Here is a 21884-nt window from a genome sequence, read left to right as displayed (position 1 = left end):
ATGCCTATTTCAAAGACATTGATTGACGAAGCAACCGTGTGGCGCCGCACGATCCACGCCGCGCCGGAGCTGGGGTTTCAGGAACTGCACACCTCGGACAAGGTGGCTGATCTGCTCACCGGTTTCGGCCTCGAGGTGCATCGCGGGCTGGGTGGCACTGGCGTGGTCGGCACCCTGCGTACCGGCGACGGCCCGACCATCGGCATTCGTGCGGACATGGACGCCTTGCCGATTCAGGAGCTGGGCGACAGCGGGCACAAGTCGGCACACGCCGGCTGCATGCATGCCTGCGGGCATGACGGCCACACTGCGATTCTGCTGGCCACCGCCCGGCACCTGTCGGAAACCCGCCGGTTTCGCGGCACGGTGCATGTTGTCTTCCAGCCTGCCGAGGAAAACCTGGGCGGTGCGCAACGCATGATCGAAGACGGCCTGTTCGAACGCTTCCCGATGGACGCCATTTACGGTCTGCACAACTGGCCGGGCGTGCCGGCAGGCAAGGTCGTGATCAACCCGGGGCCAATGATGGCGTCGCTGGATACATTCGAAATCACCCTGACCGGCAAGGGCAGTCACGCGGCCATGCCGGACAAGGGCAACGACCCGATTGTGGCGGCTGCCGAACTGGTACTCGGGCTGCAGACCATTGTCTCCCGGCGTCTCTCGCCCCTGGATTCGGCGGTGGTCAGCATCACCCAGTTCAATGCTGGCGAGGCCATCAACGTGATTCCGGAAACCGCCACGTTAAAAGGAACGGTGCGTTGCCTGCAGACGCCGGTTCGCGAGAAGGTCCAGCACTTGATCGGCGAATTCGTCGAGCGCCTGCCGACGGCATTCGGCGTGCGTGGTGAACTGGTCTATAACGTGGGCTATCCGGTCACCGAAAACGACCCCGAAGCCGCCGCCACGATTCGTCGTGCAGCGGTCGCGGCCGTGGGTGAAACCAATGTGCAATGGGGCTGCAACCCTTCGATGGCGTCTGAAGACTTCGCCTTCATGCTGCATGCCTGCCCGGGTGCGTATATCTGGATGGGCGTCGATGGCGATAAACCCTCGGCGGCACTGCACAACCCGTATTACGACTTCAACGACCAGGTCATCGAGCCGGGCGTAGCCGTCTGGACGTCGCTGGTGGAGCAGTGTCTGCCGGTGGATTGAGTCGCCGGCCTGCGCGCTCGAGGGTGAGCGCGTCAGGCGTCATGGATTGCCTGTCAGCACTCGATCAGGTTCACCGCCAGCCCGCCGCGTGAGGTTTCCTTGTATTTGTCGTGCATGTCCGCGCCGGTGTCGCGCATGGTGCGGATGGCGTGGTCCAGCGAGATGTGGTGAGCGCCGTCGCCGCGCAGGGCCATTTGTGCAGCGTTGATGGCCTTCACGGCGGCAATCGCGTTGCGTTCGATGCAGGGGATCTGCACCAGCCCGCCGACCGGATCGCAGGTCAGCCCCAGGTTATGTTCCAGGCCGATCTCGGCGGCGTTTTCAACCTGCTCGGGGGTTGCGCCAAGAATCTCTGCCAAGCCTGCGGCAGCCATTGCGCAGGCCGAACCGACTTCACCCTGACAGCCCACTTCCGCACCGGAAATCGACGCATTTTTCTTGCACAGGATGCCGACCGCTGCGGCACTCAGAAAGAACCGCACCACGTCGTCGTCATTGGCCGTGGGTTTGAATTTCATGAAGTAATGCAGCACTGCGGGCACAATGCCGGCGGCACCGTTGGTCGGTGCGGTCACCATGCGCCCGCCCGCTGCGTTTTCCTCGTTGACCGCCAGGGCGAACAGGTTGACCCATTCCATAGCGCTCAGGGTCGAGCCGATCACGTTCGGGTTGTCGAGGTTCTGCAGGTTCTGGTGCAGCCGGTAAGCGCGTCGCCGCACGTTCAACCCGCCGGGCAGGATGCCGGTTTCAAGCAGGCCCTTGTCGACACAGGCGCGCATCGCCGCCCAGATGACCATGATTTTTTCGCGAATTTCCTCTTCGCTGCGCCAGACCTTTTCGTTGGCCATCATCAGCTCTGAAATGCTCATGCCGTGTGTCTTGCACAGTCTCAGCAACTGCGCACCGCTGAAAAAGTCGTAGGGCAGGACGGTGGTGTCATTGTCCAGCACGCCACTGGCGGCCTGTTCGGCGTCGATCACAAAACCGCCGCCCACGGAATAATAGGTTTGCTCGTAAATTTCCCCGGACTTGCCGTAGGCGCACAGGGTCATGCCGTTGGGGTGATAGGGCAGGCTTTCATCGAGCAGGCACATGTCCCGCTCCCAGACGAAGGTGATGGCGTGCTCGCCCGCCAGCATCAGCTGGTTATCGGCGCGCAACGCGTCGATGCGCTGATTGACCTGACTGGGGTCGATCTGGTCAGGCCACTCGCCCATCAAACCCATGACAGTCGCACGATCGCTGCCATGACCGATGCCCGTGGCCGAAAGAGAGCCGTACAATCGCACCTCGATACGTTCTACGCTGTGCAACCGGTCCTGGTTGCGCAGCTCGGTCACGAACAGTACGCCGGCGCGCATAGGCCCGACGGTATGGGAACTGGACGGCCCAATGCCGATTTTGAACATGTCGAAGACGCTGATGGCCATCACGGAGGTCCTTCAAGTGAGATGATGCACGGGAATTCGGTATTCCCCTTTTTCTGGTCCTTATCTTTGGCTTCGACGTTCGAAACGACAAACGATTGTTGCTATGCAACGCTTTAGCGGAACTCTTCAATGAGCAGAATCTTCAACGCACAGATGCACGCCTGGTTACAGGTTTTCGCCTGTGCAGCCCGACATCTTTCTTTCACCCGCTGTGCGGAAGAGCTGCACGTCACCCCCGGCGCGATCAGCCAGCAGATGCGCCAGCTCGAAGAGCGCCTGGGCTTTGCGCTGTTTCATCGCGTCGGGCGCGGGCTTGAGCTGACAGCAGAGGGGCAGCGTCTGGCGTTGGTTGCCAACGAGGTGCAGAGCCGCATCAGCGAAGAACTGCGACTGTTGTATTCCGGGCGTATCGGCGGGGTGTTCAAACTGCGGTGCATCCCGTCTTTTCTGAGTAAATGGCTGATGCCGCGCCTGCCGCGTTTGCAGGAAGCGTTTCCGGACATTCAATTCCGGATCATCGCCGAGGACAGCAGCGGGTCGTTGCGTGATGATGATTTCGACCTGGCCATCGACCTGAACGACGGCAGTTATCCGGGGCTGTCGACCACGCCGTTGCTGGAAGAAGAGCTGTTCCCGGTCTGCTCGCCAAGCCTGCTGGAGGGCAAGCCGCCGCTGGATACGCCGAGCCAGCTGGTGCATTTTCCGCTGCTGCACGACATCACCGCCTGGCGCGGCAGTTATGAATACGCTGAGTGGGAGTTTTACCTGACGGCCATTGGGGCGGCCGGTATCGACGTGCGCCGCGGCCACACCTTCAACCGCAACCACCTGACCATCGATGCCGCGCGCATGGGCATGGGCGTGGCCATCGCCCGCAAGGCGCTGATCACCGATGAGCTTGAGCAGGGCTTGCTGATCGTACCGTTCGGTCATCCGATCAAGGCCAGGAAGAAATACGTCCTGGCCTACCGCGAAGGTGCGCTCAGCACCCCGGCACGCCGCGCCGTGCATGACTGGCTGGTGAGCGAGGCGCTGGGGTAGCTTGATCCGGATCAGTCAATCCGTATCAATGAAACAGCTCGGCAATCAATACGGCACCGATGAACGTGCCGAAGTTGGCCAGGAACGACACCAGCACAATGCGCCAGCCCAGGCGGCGGAAAGCCGGCAGGTCTTTGGCGATCGACAGACCGGCGAAGGTCAGCATCGGGGTGATGACTGCCAGCATGTTGATCGAACTGGTCAGCCGAGCGATCTCGGTGGCCCACGGGCAAGCAGGGGACGTCAGGAACATAGCCACCAGCGAAACCGTACACACCGCCGGGATCTTGCGACCGATCAGGCTGCACAGCGCTTCACCGACAAAGGCACAGAAGATCATGATGCCCATGCCGGTAAAGGCGTCGGCCGACAGGGTCTTGTAGCCGACATAGTTGGCAATCAGTGCCAGCGCACCGGCTGCCAGCCACGCGCTGATCTTGCCCGGCCAGCCCAGTTCCGGAACCTCCAGCGACACATCGCTCTGGCTGACGCCTTCATCGCTCATGGACGCTTTGGTGGTGCGACCGATCAGCGGTTCGAGCACCCGATAGCCCCACACCGCCAGCGGCAAGGAAATAAAGAGGGTGAAGTAGGTGCCGATGGTGGTGGTGATCAGATTGGACGCCGCCGCCAGGGTCATGACTTCCTTGGCCACTTCCGGCGTCTGCTGGGCGGCAATCGCACCTGCTGCGGCCGCCATCATGCTGCCCGAACCGATGCCCGAACCCATCGCCAGCGAGTTGGGATGGAAAATCCCCAGGCTGGCGATATAGCCGGCGACGATGGCGATGAACAGCGCACCAAACAGCGTGCCGGTCAGGTATTCGGCAAGTACACCGCGGCCTTCCGGGGAGTCCATGCCGTAGCGCTCGCCGATGATCGCCAGGCTTGGCTCGCGCCCGACCGAGAAGGTCGCGCCGATGGCTTCGCGCTTGATGCCCAGCATCAGCGCCACTGGCAGACCGAGCATCACGGTGCCGACGAAGTGACCGAATTCCTGAAACACCAGTGCCCATCCCGAGGCGAACACCACCGGCAGCGAGCCGCCGACCACCAGGCCAAGCTTGGCGATGAAGATCAGCAGGGCAGGTTGCAGGATCGAAGCCGAGCGCAGCTGGGTGCCATGATCGATACCGATGGTGCCGGGTAAACGACGGCTGGCGATGCCGATCACCGCACCTAACACCAGCGCCCATACCATCGGCAGCAACACCACCTTGCCAGGCCCGAGGGGAATACTGATGGCACCGATGGTTTCGGCAATGATGAGGATAACGGCGGCCCAGACGTACAGTTTCACCATCGATGAAACCGCCTGATTGTCGCCCGACACTGCAGCGTGTGAGTCTTGCATGATGATCCCCTTGCCTGCTGAATGGCCTTTTTCAGGCCTTATCAATCGTTATTCTGTTTTCAGGTCGGCGCAGTGAAGCGCCAGGGCAGCGTTGAAGTCCATGACGTCATGGAGACCGGTATCCGGCCGAGTCTTTTTATAGTGTCTGGCGTGAGCCGGACCAGGCTGCTTCGAGCCTTTTGCGAGGGATCATCACGTGCCCTGTTTGCAGGGATGAACCTTTGAATACGGCACGTTGCTGTCCACTCGCCATCGCAGTATGCATAGCCGAGGGTTGCACACCAATATTGCGAATTTTATTTATCGTTGCGTTAAACAGAACACAGAAAGGGCGTGAAATGATCCGGCTATGACTGTTTTGCGACGCTGCGCGTCGCATGCCGTTCAGGACGCTCCGCGTCCTTTTTAGCGACGCAGAGCGTCGCGACCTGCATTCCCACGCTGGAGCGTAGGGAACGATAATCTAACTGTCGTGCGACGCAGAGCGTCACGCACTGCATTCCTACGCTGGAGCGTAGGGAACGATAATCTAACTGTCGTGCGACGCAGAACGTCGCGCACTGCATTCCTGCGCTAGAGCGTAGGGAACGACAATCTAACTATCGTGCGACGCTCCGCGTCGCATGCCGTTCGGGACGCTCCGCGTCCTCTTGCCACGCAGAGCGTCGCGCACTGCATTCCTACGCTGGAGCGTGAGGAACGATAATGTTACCGACTGTACCGGCTTCTTCGCGAGCAAGCTCCCACAAGGTATGGCATTCAAGATCAGATCAGCCCAGTGCTTTCAGCCCCAACGCCCCGGCACACGCTTCCAGCGAGCGCCGCTGGGTGTCGGCGTACAGCGCCAGTTCATCAAGCGTCTCGCAGCCCAGTGCCCGTTCGAAATCCTGCCGGTTCGAATGGGTTTCATAATGCGCCTGCGCGTTGTCACCCAGGTTGGACTGGAAAATACCTGCCGCGCTGACCGGCAGAAAGTCCTCGTAAACCAGCGGTTCGAAACGCACGTGGCCTGCTTGAATCAACTCATCCAGGCTGCCAGAGTCTCTGGCCGCAACGCCCGATTCAGTCGGAAAATAGCGAAAATACGCCAGCCCCTGCGCACGCATTTCATCATGGCTGTCCGGAAACGCCTTGAAGGCCTTCTCCAGCAGCCCTGCATAGCGCACGGCATTGGCTTCATTGGGAAACTCCCCCAGCTCGTCGCGCGCTTCATTCAACAGCCGGTCGTACAACGCGCGGCCTTTGGGCGTCAGTGCCGCGCCACGCTGTTCGATCTCGCCGAAACGTGCCGAGTGGCTGCCTGAATGAGTGTTGCCCTGACCGGTGAAGCTGATCGGCTCTTCCAGCGCCTTGAAGCTGGTCTGACGCAGCAGAATCGGGCACTCGCGACGCGGAGGGCCTTCGACCACGGCCTTGGGCGTAATGCCCTTGTCAGGCATGCCGCTCTGTACGGCGTCGATGTCCAGCGTGCGCGGGGTCAGGTGATTGATGTGCGGGCCACGGAACGCCACCACATCGGCGATCAAGCGATGCTGAGCATTCAACTGTCGGTATTCGTCGAGCGAGACGGTCGCCGTGTTGTGCCAGCGAAAGGTTTCCAGCGCCTGCTGGATGAACTCGGCTGCGTCAGGCTCACTCAAGCCGCCGTCCGCCTCGTTCTTCCCGATCAGCTCCAGGGCCTTGGAAGTGAAGATCGTGCGTCGGGCAAGCACCTGACCGGCGAATTCGCGCAGGCTGTCGCTCTCGATCAGTTCCAGACGCAGCAATGAGGTGAATACCCGAAACGGGCTGGCCTGCAGAGCGTGTTCATGCACCGCCCGAAAGGCTGTGGAGTGAACCGGCACACCGGCTGCGGTCAGGTCGTAATAACCGACCGGCTGCATGCCCATCACCGCAAACAGGCGGGCGAGGGTGGCGAGTTCCTGTGCCGTACCGACGCGAATCGCGCCGTGGCGCTCCTTGTCCAGACGCTGTAGTTCGCCGGTCTGGCGCAGGCTGTTCAGCACATTGCTGTCGCGGCTCATGACCTGCTCGTTGATCTCGCTGACCAGCGCCATGAGCGTGCCGTACAGCGGCACTTCCTGCTGGTACATGTGCGACATGGCGCTGGAGAAACCGGCGCGAATACTGTCCGGGTCGGCAAAGCGTGCAGTGCTCATCAGGGTGTTTTCTCCGTACAGGTTCAAGCCAGCGCTGCCAGGCAACGCTCGAAAATATCCAGCCCTTCGTTCAGGATGTCGGGCTCTATGGTCAGCGGGATCAACAATCGGATGATGTGCCGCGACTTGCCGCTGGGCATCAGCAACAGCCCGGCGTCTCTGGTGGCGTTCAGCAGTTCGGCAAGCTGTCGGGTGCCGGGTTTGCCGTCCGGCGTCACCAGCTCGATACCGCGCATGCAGCCAACGCCAGTCAGCCTGCCCAAGTACGGCGACAGCCCGTTCGCCCGCCAACTGTTGTAGCGCGAAACAATCGCGTTTTCCTGCTGTTCGCCCCACGCGGACAGGTTTTCATCGGTCATCTGCGCCAGCGAAGCGAGGCCCGCCGCGCAGCCAATCGGGTTGCCGGAATAGGTGCCGCCCAGTCCGCCCTTGGGCAGGTTGTCGATCAGCGACTTGCGACCGACCACAGCACCCAGCGGAATACCCCCGGCAATACTTTTGCCGAGCAGAATCAGGTCCGGCTCAATGCCCAGCCGGGTGAACGCAAAGCGCTGCCCGGTGCGGCCGAAACCGGACTGGATTTCATCGGCAATCAGCACGATGCCGTGTTCATCACAAAAGCTTCGCAGCGCCTGCGCGAAATCCGGCTCCATCGCCAGAAAGCCACCTTCACCCTGTACAGGTTCGAAGATGAAGCAGGCCACGTCGTTGACGTCTATCTCGACGCTGAACAGCCGATCCAGCGCCTTGAGCGCCTGCTCGGTGGTCACGTCGTTGTCTTTGCTGGGGTACGGAATGTGAAACACCGGGCCAGGCAGCACGCCGACTTTCTGTTTGTAGGGCGCGACCTTGCCGTTGAGGTTCAGGGTCGCCAGCGTGCGACCGTGAAAGCCGCCGTCAAAGGCAACAACCGCAGTGCGGCCGGTGGCACCGCGCACGATCTTCAGGGCGTTTTCCGCCGCTTCCGCACCGCTGTTGGTGAGCATGCCGCTGAGCGGGTAGCTCACGGGCATGAAGTGCGTCAGTTGCTGCATGAACCGGATGTACGGATCGTGCGGTGTGGCGTTGAAACAGTAATGGGTGAGTTTCGTCGCCTGGTCCTGAATCGCCTTGACCACCAGCGGGTTGCAATGCCCCAGATTGAGCACGCCGATGCCGCCGACGAAGTCGATATAGCGCGTGCCGGTGGTGTCCCAGACTTCAGCGTTGCGGCCGTGGGACAGGGTCATGCTGTGGACAAAGGAAATAGATTCGCTGATGTATTCGCTCATCGGCCGGGCCTTGCCTGCGGGTGATCATGATGGCGCTATCCAAGCAAACATCAGACTTCGCCCGCAAACGAAATAAAATCACCGGGTCATTCCAATAATTCCCGAAGTGGGCGCACTTAACGCCTTTAAAACACAAAAGTTCATTCCTAAAAGGAATCATGTTTTTCAAAATCGTCGTTTGTGGACCGGCAGCATCCGGGTCGATACTGCGGTCATCAGTGATTTTCAGTCCATGACAGGAGCATCAACATGGTTGCCGAGTTATTAGCACGTCTGGGCGTGGCGAACAGTGCCCACACCCAAGGGGACTATCCGGTTTACACCCCGATTGATGGCAGCCGGATTGCCTCGGTCACGCTCGAAGACAAGGCGCAGGTCGTGGCGCGCATCGACGCCGCCCACGCCGCCTTTCTGCAATGGCGCACCGTCCCGGCCCCGCGCCGTGGCGAGCTGGTGCGGATCTTTGGTGAAGTGCTGCGTGAGCACAAAGCTGACCTCGGCGAGTTGGTGTCGGTCGAAGCCGGCAAGATCACTCAGGAAGGTCTGGGTGAAGTGCAGGAGATGATCGACATCTGCGACTTCGCCGTCGGCCTGTCGCGGCAGTTATACGGCCTGACCATCGCCTCCGAGCGTCCCGGCCACCACATGCGTGAAACCTGGCACCCGCTGGGCGTGGTGGGTGTGATCAGCGCGTTCAACTTCCCGGTGGCGGTCTGGGCCTGGAACACCACCCTGGCGCTGGTCTGCGGCAACCCGGTGATCTGGAAACCGTCTGAAAAGACCCCGCTGACCGCGCTGGCGTGTCAGGCGCTGTTCGACAAGGCGCTGAAGATTTTCGGGGATGCCCCCGCCGCGCTGGCGCAGTTGGTGATCGGTGATCGTGACGCGGGTGAAGCGCTGGTCGATGACCCGCGTGTACCGCTGATCAGCGCCACCGGCAGCACCCGCATGGGCCGCGAAGTCGGTCCGCGTGTGGCCGCACGTTTCGGCCGCAGCATTCTGGAACTGGGCGGCAACAACGCAATGATTCTGGCCCCGAGCGCCGACCTGGACCTGGCCGTGCGCGGCATTCTGTTCAGCGCTGTGGGCACCGCCGGTCAACGCTGCACCACGCTGCGTCGTCTGATCGTGCATCGTTCGATCAAGGATGAAGTCGTCACCCGCGTGAAAGCGGCCTACGCCAAAGTGCGTGTCGGTGATCCGCGCGAAGGCAATCTGATCGGCCCGCTGATCGACCAGCATGCGTTCTCGGCCATGCAGAACGCACTGACCAAAGCCCGCGACGAGGGCGGTCAGGTGTTCGGTGGCGAGCGTCAGTTGCAGGACAAATACCCGAACGGCTATTACGTCACGCCAGCCATCGCCGAAATGCCGGGCCAGAGCGAGGTGGTGCGTCACGAAACCTTCGCGCCGATTCTTTACGTGTTGGCTTACGACGATTTTGAAGAGGCCTTGCGCCTGAACAACGAAGTGCCGCAGGGCCTGTCGTCGTGCATTTTCACCACGGACCTGCGCGAAGCCGAGGCGTTCCAGAGTGCAGCGGGCAGCGATTGCGGCATCGCCAACGTCAACATCGGCACCAGCGGTGCAGAGATCGGTGGTGCGTTTGGTGGCGAGAAAGAAACCGGTGGCGGTCGTGAGTCCGGTTCCGATTCGTGGCGCGCCTACATGCGTCGGCAAACCAACACGGTTAACTATTCCCGCGAGCTGCCACTGGCGCAGGGCATCGTTTTCGACTGATCTGAACGGGCGCTTTTGACCGACATTGCTGGAGTTTTTCGATGGTGCAGTTTGCTCAAGGCTGTCTGTGGGAACAATTGACTCCGCAACGTCCGGTGAGCCCGGCGTTGACCGGTGAGCAAAGTGCCGACGTGTGCATTATCGGCGCAGGGTTCACCGGACTGTCGGCTGCCCTTCGATTGCTGGAGGGCGGCAAGTCAGTCTGCGTGGTCGAGGCCCATCAAGTGGGTCACGGCGGTTCGGGGCGCAACGTCGGCCTGGTCAATGCCGGGACCTGGGTCGCGCCTGATGCCTTGGAAAAAGTACTGGGCAGCGTTGAGGCCAGTCGCCTCAATACTGCATTGGGGGCAGCGCCAGCGCTGGTGTTCGCGACCATCGACCAGTACCGCATCGACTGTCAGGACACCCGCACCGGCAACCTGCACATGGCGCACAACGCCAAGGGCCTGGCGGATTTACAAAGCCGTGCCGAGCAATGGCAACGGCGCGGTGCCAACGTCGAATTGCTGACCGGCAAACCCTGCGAAGACGCCTGTGGCACTGACAAGGTCAGCGGCGCGTTGCTTGACCATCGCGCGGGTACGGTGAACCCGATGGCCTATGTCTCCGGCATGGCGCTCAATGTCGTGGCGCGGGGCGGTCAGTTGTATGGCGAATCCCCGGTCAACGGGCTGCAGCGCACCGCTGATGGCTGGAAGGTGTCCACCAAGACCGGCAGCGTTCGTGCCGAGAAAGTGATCATTGCTTCCAACGCCTATACCGAAGGCGAGTGGACCGACATCAAGGACCACATTTTCGCGGGCTATTACTATCAGGTTGCGTCGCAGCCCCTCAGTGGTGCGGCGCAGGCGGATATTCTGCGTGGCGGGCAGGGCTCATGGGATACACGCACCGTGCTCAGCAATATCCGCCGCGATGCGCACGGGCGACTGCTGCTGGGCAGCCTCGGCAATGCCGGCAACTATCCGCTTTGGTTCATTCGCCAGTGGGCTGATCGGGTCCAGCAGCATTACTTTCCGCAGTTGGGCCGGGTCGAATGGGAAAGTACCTGGACCGGCCGGATCGGCTTTACGCCAGACCACCTGTTGCGCCTGTTCGAACCTGCGCCCGGCTTGCTGGCGGCGACCGGTTTCAATGGCCGCGGCGTGACCACCGGAACGCTGGTGGGCAAGTGCTTTGCCGATTATGTGCTGACCGACGACGAGGCGGCGCTGCCGGTAGGCTTTTCCAGCAGCAAGAAAGTGTCGGCCAACGGCCTGCGCGCCCTGGCCTATGACGCCGGTTTCACCCTGTACCACGCCGGACAGTGCCTGCGCGTCGTACTCTGAAGCAAACCGGCGTCAGGCCGTTTGGCTCTTGAGCCTCAACTCTGCACACAGCCCGCCCTGCGCCGACTTGCGCAGGTGCAGGCTGCTTTCCAGTTTGCGCACGATCATGTCGACAATCGCCAGCCCGAGTCCCGAGCCATTGCTGTGGCCCTGGCTGTAAAAACGTTCGAAGAGGCGTGCCTTCTGTTTCTCGTCGATCCCCGGTCCTGCGTCTTCGACTGACAGGTGCGCGCTGCCGTCTTCCTGACGGTTGAGCATCACGCGAATTTCACTGGCGGGCGGGGCGAAGTTGAGCGCGTTGGTCAGCAGGTTCTGCAACGCAATGGTGATGGCCGCCGGGTCGCTGTGGATCACGCAATCCTCACCGGCTTCGAACACCAGATCGACACGCTTCTCCAGCGCCAGCGGTGTCAGCTCGGCCATTTCCTCGCGCACCAGCGTGTTCAGTTCGAAGGTGTGTAACTGGCTGACTTCAAGGCGCGGCTCAAGCCGCGCCATCGTCAGCAATTGACTGGCCAGACGGGCCGCGCGGTCCACACCATGCACCAGAAAATCCAGTGCTTCCAGACGTTGCTCCGGGCTCTCCGCCTGGCGAGCGTTCTGGGCATGAATGCGCAGGATGGTCAGCGGTGTGCGCAGTTCATGGGCGGCATCGGCGATAAAGCGTCGTTCGCGTTCCAGCACGCTTTCGATCTGGGTCAGCAGGCGATTGAGCGCGTGCTGCATGGGTTCCAGTTCCTTGGGCAGCGGCGTCACGTCGAGGGGTTCGAGGCTTTCGGCATCGCGTTTGCGGATAACCCGGGCCATCGACTGCAGCGGACGCAGGCCCCAGCCAATGGCCAGCCAGATCGCTACCACCAACAACGGCACGCCGATCAGTGTCGGCCACAAAGTATGACTGACGATGCGCTGGATCAGGTCTTGGCGGACATCGTCGCGCTCGCCGACCCAGATCAGAAAACCCTGCTGTGGATCGGCCAACAGAAAACCGCACCACTCGTGACCGTTCTCGATCAGGTCATGGGAGCCTTCTTCGGCGGGCGGGGCGCTGAGCAGTGGCGCTTCGGCCGAGCGCACCAACAGCTCGCCCGAGGTGCGCCAGACCTGAAAGGTCAGCCGGGTTTCATAGGGGTGAGCAACGCCGCTGGTGCCGACCCGACTCATGGCCTGATCGAACGCCTGATAGAGCTTGTCCAGATCCTGTTCGCCGGCTGCCCGCTGGCTTAGAACGCCTTGCAGCAAACGGGCGCTCTGGGCCAGTTGGGCGTCGTAGACTTCTTCGATTTCATGATGGCTGTCGCGCAGGGCGAGCAGGCTGATGGACAGGTCGCCGAGCAGCAACAGCAGCAATACCGGGACCAGAATTCGTGCGCGTACCGAGGTCATGCCTTGAGCTCCAGCAGGTAGCCGACGCCGCGCACGGTGCGGATCAGCTCGGTGGACAGTTTCTTGCGCAGGTTGTGAATCAGCACTTCCAGGGTGTTGCTTTCCACCTTGTCCTGCCAGCCGTACAGGGTGTTGGACAGGCGTTCGCGGGTCACCACTTTGCCCGGGCGGATCATCAGTTGATGCAGCAATTGATATTCCATCGGCGTCATCTGAACATCGCTGCCGTGAAAGCTGACGTGCTGCGAAGCCGGGTCGAGGCTGATTCCGGCGTGCTCCAGCAGCGGTTGCGCACGCCCCTGACTGCGCCGCAGCAGGGCGCGCACCCGGGCTTTCAGTTCATCGACATCGAACGGCTTGACCAGGTAATCGTCAGCACCCGCATCCAGCCCGGCGATGCGGTCGGCAGTGCCGTCGCGGGCGGTCAGGATCAGCACCGGCAGGGCAAGTGCTTCAGCGCGCAACTGGCGCAGCAGGTCGAAGCCGTCCATGCGCGGCAGGCCGAGGTCGAGCAGCAACAGGTCGAAGGGTTCACTGCGCAGGGCATGCAGCGCGCTCACTCCGTCTTCGAGCCAGTCAAGGGTATACCCTTCGGTGTTCAGGGCCACACGGATACCTTGGCCAATCGCACGATCATCCTCGACAAGCAGCAAGCGCATAGGTGTGGACCAATGATAGTGGGGGAGAAGGGCGCCATGATGCCGTCAGCCTGCAGTGCCGCGAAGTGCCGTGTGTCCGGGAAGATGTTACGAGCTGTTGCACATTAAGCTTTTCCTAAGACTGGTTTCGCACAGTAGGCGCTCCTTCACTGCCCGAGAGCATCTGCCATGCGTAAAGTCCTGCTGGTTTCCCTGTTGTTGGCCAGCCCGTTGGCGCTCGCCGGCCCGCAATGCACCACCGCCGAAAAATCCCAATGGCAGGATCAGGCCAAATTCCAGGAGCAACTGAAGGCTCAAGGTTACGAGATCAGCAAGTTCAAGGTGACTGACGGCAACTGCTACGAGATCTACGGCTTCGACAAGGACAAGCGCAAGGTCGAGATCTATCACGATCCGGTCAGCGGCAAGGCGGTCAAGACCGAGATCAAGTAATGAACCGCGCTTCCTTGCGCCTGTGGGATCCGCTGGTCAGGCTGTTTCACGTCTCGATCGCGGGTGTTTTCGTGGCCAATTACTTCTTCAATGAAGCGGGCGACGACTGGCACGTCTGGCTGGGTTATTACGCGGTTGCCTGGCTGGCGGTGCGAGTGGTGTGGGGATTCATCGGGCCGACCAGCGCCCGCTGGCGCGATTTCTGGCCGAGCCCGGCGCGTCTGCGGTCTCACGTGCAATCGTTGATCAAGCGTCAGCCGATGCATCGCCTGGGCCATTCGCCGCTGGGTGCGCTGGTCATGGTGCTGATGATGACGTTGATCTTCGGCATGGGCGTGACCGGTTTTCTGATGGAAGAGGTCGATGCCTTGTGGGGCGCCGACTGGCCATTGCAGGCCCATCAGGTGCTCGCCAACACGCTGTGCGCCTTGGTGGTGCTGCACATGGCTGCGGCCGTCTTCGAGAGTGTTCAGGTGCGTGACAACCTGCCGCTGTCGATGCTGACAGGAAAGCGACGTCCGCTGCCTGACGATACCCCTCGCTGAGTTCCCCTTCTTGTCTCTCACCACGGTGATGCCTCCCGATGCGTGCTATTTCCCGAAACCTGACTGCATGGAGCGCAGGCCTGATTGTTGTAGCGATTTTTGTCAGCGCCTGGCTCAGCCATCCGCTGCACCGGATTTCCGGCTTTGCGGTAACCCCGGCGCCCGTCGGCGCTGAAAGCATTGCGCCCAAAGCGTCTTACAGCTCGCGGTTCGCTTCCTCGGACCTGGACGACTTTGTGCATTCCTCTGCCGTGACGGCATTGCCCGGCGGCGACCTGATGTCGGTGTGGTTTGCCGGTTCCCGCGAAGGCGCGGGGGATGTCGAGATTCGCACCTCGCGATTCGATGCGCAGACCGAAGAGTGGGGCGGCGAGCAGGTTCTGGCGACCCGTGAATCCACCCAGACCGGCACCGGCAAGTACATCCGCAAACTGGGCAATCCGGTGATTGCGCTGGCCCCGGACAACCGCTTGTGGCTGTTCTACGTGTCGGTTTCGGTGGGCGGCTGGGCGGGCAGTTCGGTCAATGCGATGGTCTCCAGCGATCTGGGCGCCAGTTGGTCACCGCCGCGTCAACTGGTGACCTCGCCGTTTCTGAACATCAGCACGCTGGTTCGCGGCGCGCCGGTGTTTCATGCCGACGGCTCGATCGGCCTGCCGGTGTACCACGAGTTTCTCGGCAAGTTTGCCGAGTACCTGTACCTCAGCGCGAATGGCGAGGTGATCGACAAGTTTCGCATCAGCCGCGGTAACAATTCCCTGCAACCGACCGTGGTGCCGCTGGATGCACAGCGCGGCGTGGCGTTATTGCGTTATGCCGGTGAAACCTTCCACCGGGTACTGGCCAGCCGCACCGAAGACGGCGGGCAGACCTGGAGCGAGCCGTATCCGTTGACCCCCAGCAACCCCAACTCTTCGCTGGCGGCGGTCGGCGTGCCAGGCAAAGGCTTGCTGGTCGCGCTCAACGATCTGCGCGAAGGCCGCTTCAAGCTGAGCCTGTATGGGACTGACGAGCAGATGGACGTCTGGCGACCGCTGATGGACTTCGACAAGTCGCCTGACCCGTCAGGCATGCCGTTCTCTCTGGACGCTTACAAGGAAGTCATCGGCGAAGGGTTTCGTGCCTCCAGCGGCGCACGTCGTCAGCCGATGGAAGCGGAATTCCTGAGCAATCTGGATCAGCGCGTCTGTTCACCGCAAGGCTGTGATTTCGAGTACGAATACCCGTATTTCATCCGCAGCCCTGACGGCCTTTATCACCTGGTCTATTCGTGGAATAACACGTTCATCAAGCATGTCAGCTTCAACGAGGCCTGGCTGGCGGAGCAGCTTTTATGATCGCTTTGGGATTGGCTCATCTGGCGTTTGCCTGGGGACTGTTTGTCTTGCTGGCACCGCTGACTTCATCACTGTGGTGGCGCTGCGGTCTGTTGGCAGCCACGTCGCTGTTGAGCGTCGTCTCGGTTGACGGCTTGTCGATGGCGGCCTACGCCCGCAGTCTGACCGATGATCTGGCGATCAGCAGTCTGGTGTTGCTGGGCTGGCTGGCGCTGCAACGGCTGGGTGTCCTGCAACCGCTGGCCGCTTCGACGCGCCTGATGGCGTTGCTGGTCTTTGCGGCCCTGGCCCTCACGCTGTACCCGGCTACGCTTGGCCTGACCTACTTCGATCCTTACCGCTGGGGCTACAACCCGAGACCGATGATCATCATCGTGGCGGTCATCGCGCTGGGGCTGATCTGGCTGCGTAACGCGCTGGCAGTGGTGATGCTGGCGGCTGCCACGCTGGCGTTCACGTTCCGGATAAAACCCTCGGAAAACTATTGGGACTACCTGATCGACCCGCTTCTCGCACTTTACTGTTGTGCGGCTTTGCTGGTTCTGGCAGTCCGTTTTGCATACCGTCGTGCAACAGGACAGCGCCGTTCGGCTGCCCTGCGTGCCGGCAACGTCTAGAGGAACAAGAATGAGTGGGTTGCAATCGCGACGTCTGCGCTATTGGCTGGGCGCTGTCCTGTTGGTGTTCCTGTTGTCGGCACTGCTGAGGCTGGTGTTTTTCTACGGTTTCTCCGGCCTTGAGCCGGGTGCGTTGTTCAACCGCTCCGAGGTGTTGCAAACGCTGGGCATCGGCTTGCGCTTCGACTGGCGTCTGGCGCTGCTGATCCTGCTACCGGTTGCCGTGCTGCTCTGGCTGCCGCGCTGGAACCTGATCAGTGTGCCGGCCCTGCGCTGGGTATCTCGGGGTTACCTGATTATTGCGCTGGCGATGCTGACGATGATCCACATTGTCGATTTCGGTCATTACGCCTACCTCGGCGTCAGGTTGAATGCCAGCGTGGTGCGCTACCTGGAAGATGCGCAGATTTCCCGCGACATGCTCTGGCAGACCTACCCGGTGCTGTGGATCACCGCCGGCTGGCTGTTGAGCGTCGCGGTTCTGGGCTGGGCGCTACTGCGGCTGGAACGTGCCACGCTTGATCGCGAGGCCAGGCCGGTCAAACGTGCGTCCGTGGTGTGGGTGTCGGCGGTGGTGGTGTGCGCGACGTTTCTCGGGTTGCTGGGCCGGGTCGAACACCTCAACCTGGAAAACCCGGTGCCGTTGCGCTGGAGCGATGCATTTTTTTCCGGCAACAGTCAGGTCGCAGCTATCGGACTCAATCCGGCGCTGTTTTTGTACGACACGTTGAAGGTCGCTCAGTCACACTTCGATGAAGCCCAGGTGCGCGAGCATTATCCGGTGGTCGCGCACTACCTCGGTGTAGAGCAACCCAATGCACAGACGCTGAGTTTCAAGCGTCAGCAGCCTGAACAAGCGTATCGACTGGCAGGCGAGCGACCGCTGAATGTGATGTTCGTGATGCTCGAGTCCCTGGGCACCAGCGCAGTCGGCGCTTATGGCAACCCGCTCAATCCGACGCCGAATCTGGATCATCTGGCGACCCAAAGCTGGTTCTTCAGGCATTTTTATGTGCCCGTGACAGGCACCGCGAAGACCGTCTGGGCGAGCATCACCGGGGTGCCCGACGTGACCCGCCAGGAAACCGCGACGCGTCACCCGTTGTTGACGCGTCAGCACACGATCATCAATGACTTCAAGGGCTACGAGAAGCTGTACATGATTGGCGGCAATTCAGGCTGGGCCAACATGAACGCGTTGATCCGCCGCAGTATCGATGACGTGCGCCTGTACGATGAACGAGACTGGAAGTCGCCGCAGGTAGATGTGTGGGGCATTTCCGACCTCGACCTGTTCAAGGAAAGCGACCGGATTCTGCGTGCGTTGCCCGCCGACAAGCCGTTTTTCGCGTATGTGCAAACCGCAGGCAACCACCGGCCTTTTACCATTCCCAAGGACAATGACGGCTTTCAGGTCAGCGACAAGACGCTGGAACAGGTTCAGGCGGCAGGCTCGCGCAGTGTCGAGCAATACAACGCGGTGCGCCTGCTGGATTTCAATATCGGACGGCTGATAGCGCTGGCCAAAGCGGGCGGCTACTACGAGAACACGATTTTCGTGCTGTTCGGTGACCACAACACGCGCATCAGCCAGATCCCGCACATGGCGCCGGCATTCGAGCAACTGGGGCTGGAAAGCAACAACGTCCCGCTGCTGATTCATGCTCCCGGCTTGCTCGGCACACGCGTGATCGATGAAGCGGTCGGTCTGGCGGACTTGCTGCCGACACTCGCGGGCATGACAGGCATGCCGTTCATCAGCGGTACGATGGGGCGTGACATCCAGCAGCCTTCACCCGAGGGCGAACGTGTTGTCCCGCTGGTCCTGCGCGAAGGCACTTTCCCGCTGATCGGTGGCGTGACGCGCCACTTCCTGTTGCAGATGGAGCACGACGGCAGCTCGCCAACCCTTCACGATCTGGCCTCGCCGACGCCGCTGGACAACGTCGCCGGGCAGCACCCGCAAGAGTTCCAGCGCCTGCATGAGCTCACGCGGGGCCTGCATGAGACGTCGCGGATGATGCTTTACCAGAATGTGCGCTGATCAGGCGCGTGGCTCTTTCGCGCCTGACCGTGCAAACCGAGCGGGGCGGTGCTTGCGCGAAGGCCGCATTGTACTGGATGATGTTAAAACGCCGTATGATGTGATCCGACACCGTTCGAATCGCGTACAGGGTTGCCTTCCGGACTGTCGTCATCATTGACAGCGGGGTCCGGACAACTGAAATAGCCGGCCTTTGAGCGTCGGCTGTTTTCGTCATGCAAAAGAGCATTTCATCGCTAAGACAGGAAATACCTGTCAGGTTTTGCATTGACTCTGTATTTTGGCCGCCAGTTTCTGTTCGGAAGCGTTATCCGTCTATCGCATACTCAAGAGCCTTCCTGGATGCCGGCATGTTCTTCAAGTGTTACCCCGCCGAAGTTGCTTGATGCACTTCGCGCTGAAACGAATCAGTTGCACGTTCAACTCGAAAAACGCATGCCGTTTTTTTCACCTGTTCTGGACCATGCGCATTACCTTCGTTTGCTACAGGCTTATTACGGTTTTTATGCGCCCCTTGAAGCGGCATTGCGCGAGAGCGGTTTCGTGCCGTTTTCGCTCGTTCCGGATGAGCGCCTCAAAACGTCCGTGCTGGTAAAGGACTTGCGTACGCTGGGTATGTCTGAACATGACATCAGACAACTTCCGCATTGCCCGCAGTTGCCGGTCATCGATTCCCCCGGCGCCTGTCTGGGCGTCATGTACGTGCTGGAAGGCGCAACGCTGGGCGGGCAGGTGCTGCGCCGCGAGGTGCTCAAGCGTCTGGGGCTGGACGAACAGAGCGGCGCGGCGTTTCTTGACGTGTACGGTGTCGAGACGGGGCCTCGCTGGAAAGCTTTTTTAGGCTACCTTGATACCGTACCGCGAGATGTTGTTTTTACTGAAGCCGCTGCACAGGCGGCACACTCTACATTTGCATTTTTCGAGCACTGGCTCGGTGGTAAAGAGGTACTGTTATGAGCCAACTCGACAAGGACTCTTTTGAAGTCCTATTGGCCAATTGCGCGGATGAGCCTATCCAGTTTCCGGGTGCCATTCAGCCGCACGGCATACTGTTCACGTTGACAGAGCCGGAACTGACGATCTTGCAGGTCAGTGCCAATGTGCAGGCGGTGTTGGGACAGGCACCGGAGCAACTGTCGGGGCAGTCGCTGGACTGTGTGCTGGGGGCCGGCTGGGCTGACGTGATCAGAAGCGCCAGCGCCCACGATTCGCTTGTCGATGCGCCGCGCCTGCTGATGTCGGTCAACGGCGTCGAGTTTGAAGCCATGCTGCACCGCAGTCAGAATGTTCTGGTACTGGAACTCGAAATTCAGGACAAGCTTGCTCAGGCCGTCAGTTATTCCGAGCGTACCGGCAATATGGGCCGCATGTTGCGCCAGTTGCATGCCGCCACCGACTTGCAGACGCTTTACGAAGTCAGCGTCCGCGAAATCCAGAAGATGACCGGTTACGACCGGGTGCTGATCTACCGGTTCGAGGAAGAAGGCCACGGCCAGGTGATCGCCGAAGCGTCGGCGCCATCGATGGAGTTGTTCAACGGCCTGTTCTTCCCGGCCTCTGACATTCCCGAGCAGGCGCGCGAACTGTATCGCCGCAATTGGCTGCGCATCATTCCGGACGCCGATTACACACCGGTGCCTTTGGTGCCGCAATTGCGTCCGGACACTCAAGAACAGCTCGACCTTAGCTTCTCGACACTGCGTAGCGTTTCTCCTATTCACTGCCAGTACATGAAGAACATGGGCGTCCTGTCTTCGATGAGTGTGTCGTTGATCCAGGGCGGCAAGCTGTGGGGGTTGATCAGTTGCGGGCACCGTACGCCGCTGTACGTGTCCCACGAGCTGCGCAGCGCCTGCCAGGCCATTGGCCAGGTGTTGTCGCTGCAGATCAGCGCAATGGAGGCGCTCGAAGTCAGCCGTCAGCGCGAGACCAAGCTTCAGACCCTGCAACAGTTGCATCATTTGATGGCGACGTCTGACGCAGACGTGTTTGATGGGCTGACGCAGCAACCGCAACTGTTGATGGATCTGGTGGGCGCAACCGGCGTTGCGATCATCGAGGACCGTCAGACGCATTGTTTCGGTCACTGTCCAGCGCCTGCCGATATCCGGGCACTGCACGCCTGGATGATGGCGAGTGGCGAGCCGGTGTATGCCAGTCATCATCTTTCCAGTGTGTACCCGCCAGCCGAGGCTTATCAGCCGATCGCCAGTGGTGTATTGGCGATGAGCTTGCCCAAACCGGTGGACAACGGCGTGATCTGGTTCCGTCCCGAGGTCAAGGAAAGTGTTCGCTGGAGCGGTGATCCGAACAAGCCGTTGAACATGGAAAGCTCGGAGCAGGGCCTGCGTCTGCGACCGCGTACGTCGTTCGAGATCTGGAAGGTCGAAATGACCGGGATTGCCACCCAGTGGAGCCACGGCGACGTGTTCGCCGCCAACGACCTGCGCCGCTCCGCACTGGAAAATGACCTTGCCCGGCAAGTGAGCAAGGAACAGCAAGCGGTTCGTGCCCGCGACGAGCTGGTGGCGGTCGTGTCCCATGACCTGCGTAACCCGATGACGGTCATTTCCATGCTTTGCGGGATGATGCAGAAATCGTTCAGCTCCGACGGCCCGCACACCTCGCGACGCATTTCTACGGCCATCGACACCATGCAACAGGCGGCCAGCCGCATGAACGTGCTGCTCGAAGACCTGCTCGACACCTCTAAAATCGAAGCCGGCCGCTACACCATCACGCCGCAACCGCTGGAAGTCAGCCAGATATTCGAAGAGGCCTACACCTTGCTGGCACCGCTGGCGATGGACAAGTCCATCGAGATCTCCTTCAGCGCCGAGCCGGACATCAAGGTCAACGCGGACCCGGAGCGCCTGTTTCAGGTGCTGTCCAATCTGATTGGCAACGCCATCAAGTTCACCCCGAAGCAGGGCAAGATCGGCGTGGCGGCAATGTCCAACGGCAACGAGATCGTGTTTACGGTGGTTGACTCCGGCGAGGGCATTCCTCCTGAGCAATTGCCGCATATCTTCGAGCGCTACTGGACGGTCAAGGAAGGCAATCCGGGCGGCACCGGCCTGGGGCTGTATATTTCCCAAGGCATCATCAAGGCCCACGGCGGCGAACTGGCCGCACACAGCCAGCTCGGCCAGGGCAGCGAGTTCCGCTTTACGGTACCGATCGCGCACTGATTGTTTTCTCGGGCTTGAGGGGGGATGGCTCAAGCCTGAGTTGCATCAGCCCTGATACCAGTTCGTGGCTTTTTCGGTGTATTGAGTCTTTGCTGGAAGTACCTCGCGCAGGAATGCGAGGTACTTGCTCATCAATGCCTGACTGGGAAATCGTGCGGCGAAACCTGTGGTGACGTCGCTGCAGTGGATGAT

Annotated in this window: 17 protein-coding genes and 1 pseudogene; 11 read left to right on the top strand and 7 right to left on the bottom strand. The window is 60.9% G+C overall.

The genetic code is table 11. From position 1 onward, the window contains the following. Complete coding sequence (locus BW686_RS17145) at positions 1 to 1158, top strand: M20 aminoacylase family protein (protein ID WP_084918748.1); 1158 nt, start codon at positions 1 to 3, stop codon at positions 1156 to 1158. 53 nt (positions 1159 to 1211) lie between these two features. Here the strand turns inward: BW686_RS17145 and BW686_RS17140 are convergent, their stop codons facing one another. Next, on the bottom strand, positions 1212 to 2588 hold the full coding sequence (locus BW686_RS17140) for an L-serine ammonia-lyase (RefSeq protein WP_084918747.1): 1377 nt from the start codon (positions 2586 to 2588) through the stop codon (positions 1212 to 1214). 129 nt (positions 2589 to 2717) lie between these two features. On the opposite strand from BW686_RS17140, the gene BW686_RS17135 reads away from it, so the two are divergent. Then, positions 2718 to 3629: a LysR substrate-binding domain-containing protein gene (locus BW686_RS17135; protein ID WP_084918746.1), complete on the top strand. Its 912-nt coding sequence runs from the start codon at positions 2718 to 2720 to the stop codon at positions 3627 to 3629. A gap of 25 nt (positions 3630 to 3654) precedes the next feature. On the opposite strand, the gene BW686_RS17130 is transcribed toward BW686_RS17135, so the two are convergent. From BW686_RS17130 to BW686_RS17110, 3 genes are all read right to left on the bottom strand, one after another. Then, positions 3655 to 4983, bottom strand: coding sequence for a DUF3100 domain-containing protein (locus BW686_RS17130; RefSeq protein WP_084918745.1), 1329 nt, complete (start codon positions 4981 to 4983; stop codon positions 3655 to 3657). 770 nt (positions 4984 to 5753) lie between these two features. Next, entirely contained in the window at positions 5754 to 7142 is a 1389-nt protein-coding gene (gene hglS, locus BW686_RS17115; RefSeq protein ID WP_084918893.1) for a 2-oxoadipate dioxygenase/decarboxylase HglS, read from the bottom strand. Between the two features lie 23 nt (positions 7143 to 7165). Beyond that, positions 7166 to 8413 (bottom strand): 2-aminoadipate transaminase, encoded by a 1248-nt coding sequence (locus BW686_RS17110; RefSeq protein ID WP_084918744.1) that lies wholly within the window; start codon positions 8411 to 8413, stop codon positions 7166 to 7168. Between the two features lie 249 nt (positions 8414 to 8662). Here BW686_RS17110 and amaB point away from each other — a divergent pair, with 249 nt between their 5' ends. Beyond that, the gene (gene amaB, locus BW686_RS17105; RefSeq protein WP_084918743.1) at positions 8663 to 10153 is read left to right on the top strand and encodes an L-piperidine-6-carboxylate dehydrogenase; all 1491 of its coding nucleotides are present in this window, start codon (positions 8663 to 8665) and stop codon (positions 10151 to 10153) included. A 41-nt stretch (positions 10154 to 10194) separates the two neighbouring features. Continuing rightward, positions 10195 to 11481 carry an L-pipecolate oxidase gene (gene amaA / locus BW686_RS17100; protein WP_084918742.1) on the top strand — a complete coding sequence of 429 codons (1287 nt, stop codon included), beginning with the start codon at positions 10195 to 10197 and terminating at the stop codon, positions 11479 to 11481. A gap of 12 nt (positions 11482 to 11493) precedes the next feature. Here amaA and BW686_RS17095 read toward each other — a convergent pair whose 3' ends face one another. Both BW686_RS17095 and BW686_RS17090 read right to left on the bottom strand, forming a co-directional pair. Next, positions 11494 to 12867, bottom strand: a complete 1374-nt coding sequence (locus tag BW686_RS17095) for an ATP-binding protein (protein WP_084918741.1) — start codon at positions 12865 to 12867, stop codon at positions 11494 to 11496. Then, entirely contained in the window at positions 12864 to 13526 is a 663-nt protein-coding gene (locus BW686_RS17090; RefSeq protein WP_084918740.1) for a response regulator, read from the bottom strand. Before BW686_RS17090 ends, BW686_RS17095 begins: the two co-directional genes overlap by 4 nt. 168 nt (positions 13527 to 13694) lie before the next feature. On the opposite strand from BW686_RS17090, the gene BW686_RS17085 reads away from it, so the two are divergent. The 7 genes from BW686_RS17085 to BW686_RS17055 all read left to right on the top strand — a co-directional run bounded on the left by BW686_RS17085 (position 13695) and on the right by BW686_RS17055 (position 21692). Next, on the top strand, positions 13695 to 13958 hold the full coding sequence (locus BW686_RS17085; protein ID WP_084918739.1) for a PepSY domain-containing protein: 264 nt from the start codon (positions 13695 to 13697) through the stop codon (positions 13956 to 13958). Further along, complete coding sequence (locus tag BW686_RS17080; RefSeq protein WP_084918738.1) at positions 13958 to 14503, top strand: cytochrome b/b6 domain-containing protein; 546 nt, start codon at positions 13958 to 13960, stop codon at positions 14501 to 14503. The genes BW686_RS17085 and BW686_RS17080 overlap by 1 nt, the downstream gene beginning before the upstream one ends. A gap of 38 nt (positions 14504 to 14541) precedes the next feature. Further along, complete coding sequence (locus BW686_RS17075; RefSeq protein WP_084918737.1) at positions 14542 to 15840, top strand: sialidase family protein; 1299 nt, start codon at positions 14542 to 14544, stop codon at positions 15838 to 15840. Next, positions 15837 to 16457: a hypothetical protein gene (locus BW686_RS17070; protein ID WP_084918736.1), complete on the top strand. Its 621-nt coding sequence runs from the start codon at positions 15837 to 15839 to the stop codon at positions 16455 to 16457. The genes BW686_RS17075 and BW686_RS17070 overlap by 4 nt, the downstream gene beginning before the upstream one ends. A 10-nt stretch (positions 16458 to 16467) precedes the next feature. Then, a complete protein-coding gene (locus BW686_RS17065) occupies positions 16468 to 18501 on the top strand; it encodes an LTA synthase family protein (RefSeq protein WP_084918735.1) in 2034 nt (677 codons plus the stop codon). A 342-nt stretch (positions 18502 to 18843) separates the two neighbouring features. Beyond that, on the top strand, positions 18844 to 19458 hold the full coding sequence (locus BW686_RS17060) for a biliverdin-producing heme oxygenase (protein ID WP_084918734.1): 615 nt from the start codon (positions 18844 to 18846) through the stop codon (positions 19456 to 19458). Continuing rightward, complete coding sequence (locus tag BW686_RS17055; RefSeq protein WP_084918733.1) at positions 19455 to 21692, top strand: ATP-binding protein; 2238 nt, start codon at positions 19455 to 19457, stop codon at positions 21690 to 21692. Before BW686_RS17060 ends, BW686_RS17055 begins: the two co-directional genes overlap by 4 nt. A gap of 45 nt (positions 21693 to 21737) precedes the next feature. Here the strand turns inward: BW686_RS17055 and BW686_RS27175 are convergent. Then, a pseudogene (locus BW686_RS27175) lies at positions 21738 to 21884 on the bottom strand (permease); the annotation flags it as partial.

The sequence above is a fragment of the Pseudomonas syringae genome (assembly GCF_002157375.1).
GTDB classification, from domain to species: Bacteria; Pseudomonadota; Gammaproteobacteria; order Pseudomonadales; family Pseudomonadaceae; genus Aquipseudomonas; species Aquipseudomonas syringae_T.
The sequence above is the reverse complement of the archived record's forward strand: the minus strand, read 5'-3'. Positions and strand labels throughout refer to the sequence as shown.

Bases quoted from the DNA above. Each gene is read 5' to 3' on its own strand.
- BW686_RS17145 (WP_084918748.1), top strand. From the start codon at position 1: ATGCCTATTTCAAAGACATTGATTGACGAAGCAACCGTGTGGCGCCGC.
- BW686_RS17140 (WP_084918747.1), bottom strand. From the start codon at position 2,588: ATGGCCATCAGCGTCTTCGACATGTTCAAAATCGGCATTGGGCCGTCC.
- BW686_RS17135 (WP_084918746.1), top strand. From the start codon at position 2,718: ATGAGCAGAATCTTCAACGCACAGATGCACGCCTGGTTACAGGTTTTC.
- BW686_RS17130 (WP_084918745.1), bottom strand. From the start codon at position 4,983: ATGCAAGACTCACACGCTGCAGTGTCGGGCGACAATCAGGCGGTTTCA.
- hglS (WP_084918893.1), bottom strand. From the start codon at position 7,142: ATGAGCACTGCACGCTTTGCCGACCCGGACAGTATTCGCGCCGGTTTC.
- BW686_RS17110 (WP_084918744.1), bottom strand. From the start codon at position 8,413: ATGAGCGAATACATCAGCGAATCTATTTCCTTTGTCCACAGCATGACC.
- amaB (WP_084918743.1), top strand. From the start codon at position 8,663: ATGGTTGCCGAGTTATTAGCACGTCTGGGCGTGGCGAACAGTGCCCAC.
- amaA (WP_084918742.1), top strand. From the start codon at position 10,195: ATGGTGCAGTTTGCTCAAGGCTGTCTGTGGGAACAATTGACTCCGCAA.
- BW686_RS17095 (WP_084918741.1), bottom strand. From the start codon at position 12,867: ATGACCTCGGTACGCGCACGAATTCTGGTCCCGGTATTGCTGCTGTTG.
- BW686_RS17090 (WP_084918740.1), bottom strand. From the start codon at position 13,526: ATGCGCTTGCTGCTTGTCGAGGATGATCGTGCGATTGGCCAAGGTATC.
- BW686_RS17085 (WP_084918739.1), top strand. From the start codon at position 13,695: ATGCGTAAAGTCCTGCTGGTTTCCCTGTTGTTGGCCAGCCCGTTGGCG.
- BW686_RS17080 (WP_084918738.1), top strand. From the start codon at position 13,958: ATGAACCGCGCTTCCTTGCGCCTGTGGGATCCGCTGGTCAGGCTGTTT.
- BW686_RS17075 (WP_084918737.1), top strand. From the start codon at position 14,542: ATGCGTGCTATTTCCCGAAACCTGACTGCATGGAGCGCAGGCCTGATT.
- BW686_RS17070 (WP_084918736.1), top strand. From the start codon at position 15,837: ATGATCGCTTTGGGATTGGCTCATCTGGCGTTTGCCTGGGGACTGTTT.
- BW686_RS17065 (WP_084918735.1), top strand. From the start codon at position 16,468: ATGAGTGGGTTGCAATCGCGACGTCTGCGCTATTGGCTGGGCGCTGTC.
- BW686_RS17060 (WP_084918734.1), top strand. From the start codon at position 18,844: ATGCCGGCATGTTCTTCAAGTGTTACCCCGCCGAAGTTGCTTGATGCA.
- BW686_RS17055 (WP_084918733.1), top strand. From the start codon at position 19,455: ATGAGCCAACTCGACAAGGACTCTTTTGAAGTCCTATTGGCCAATTGC.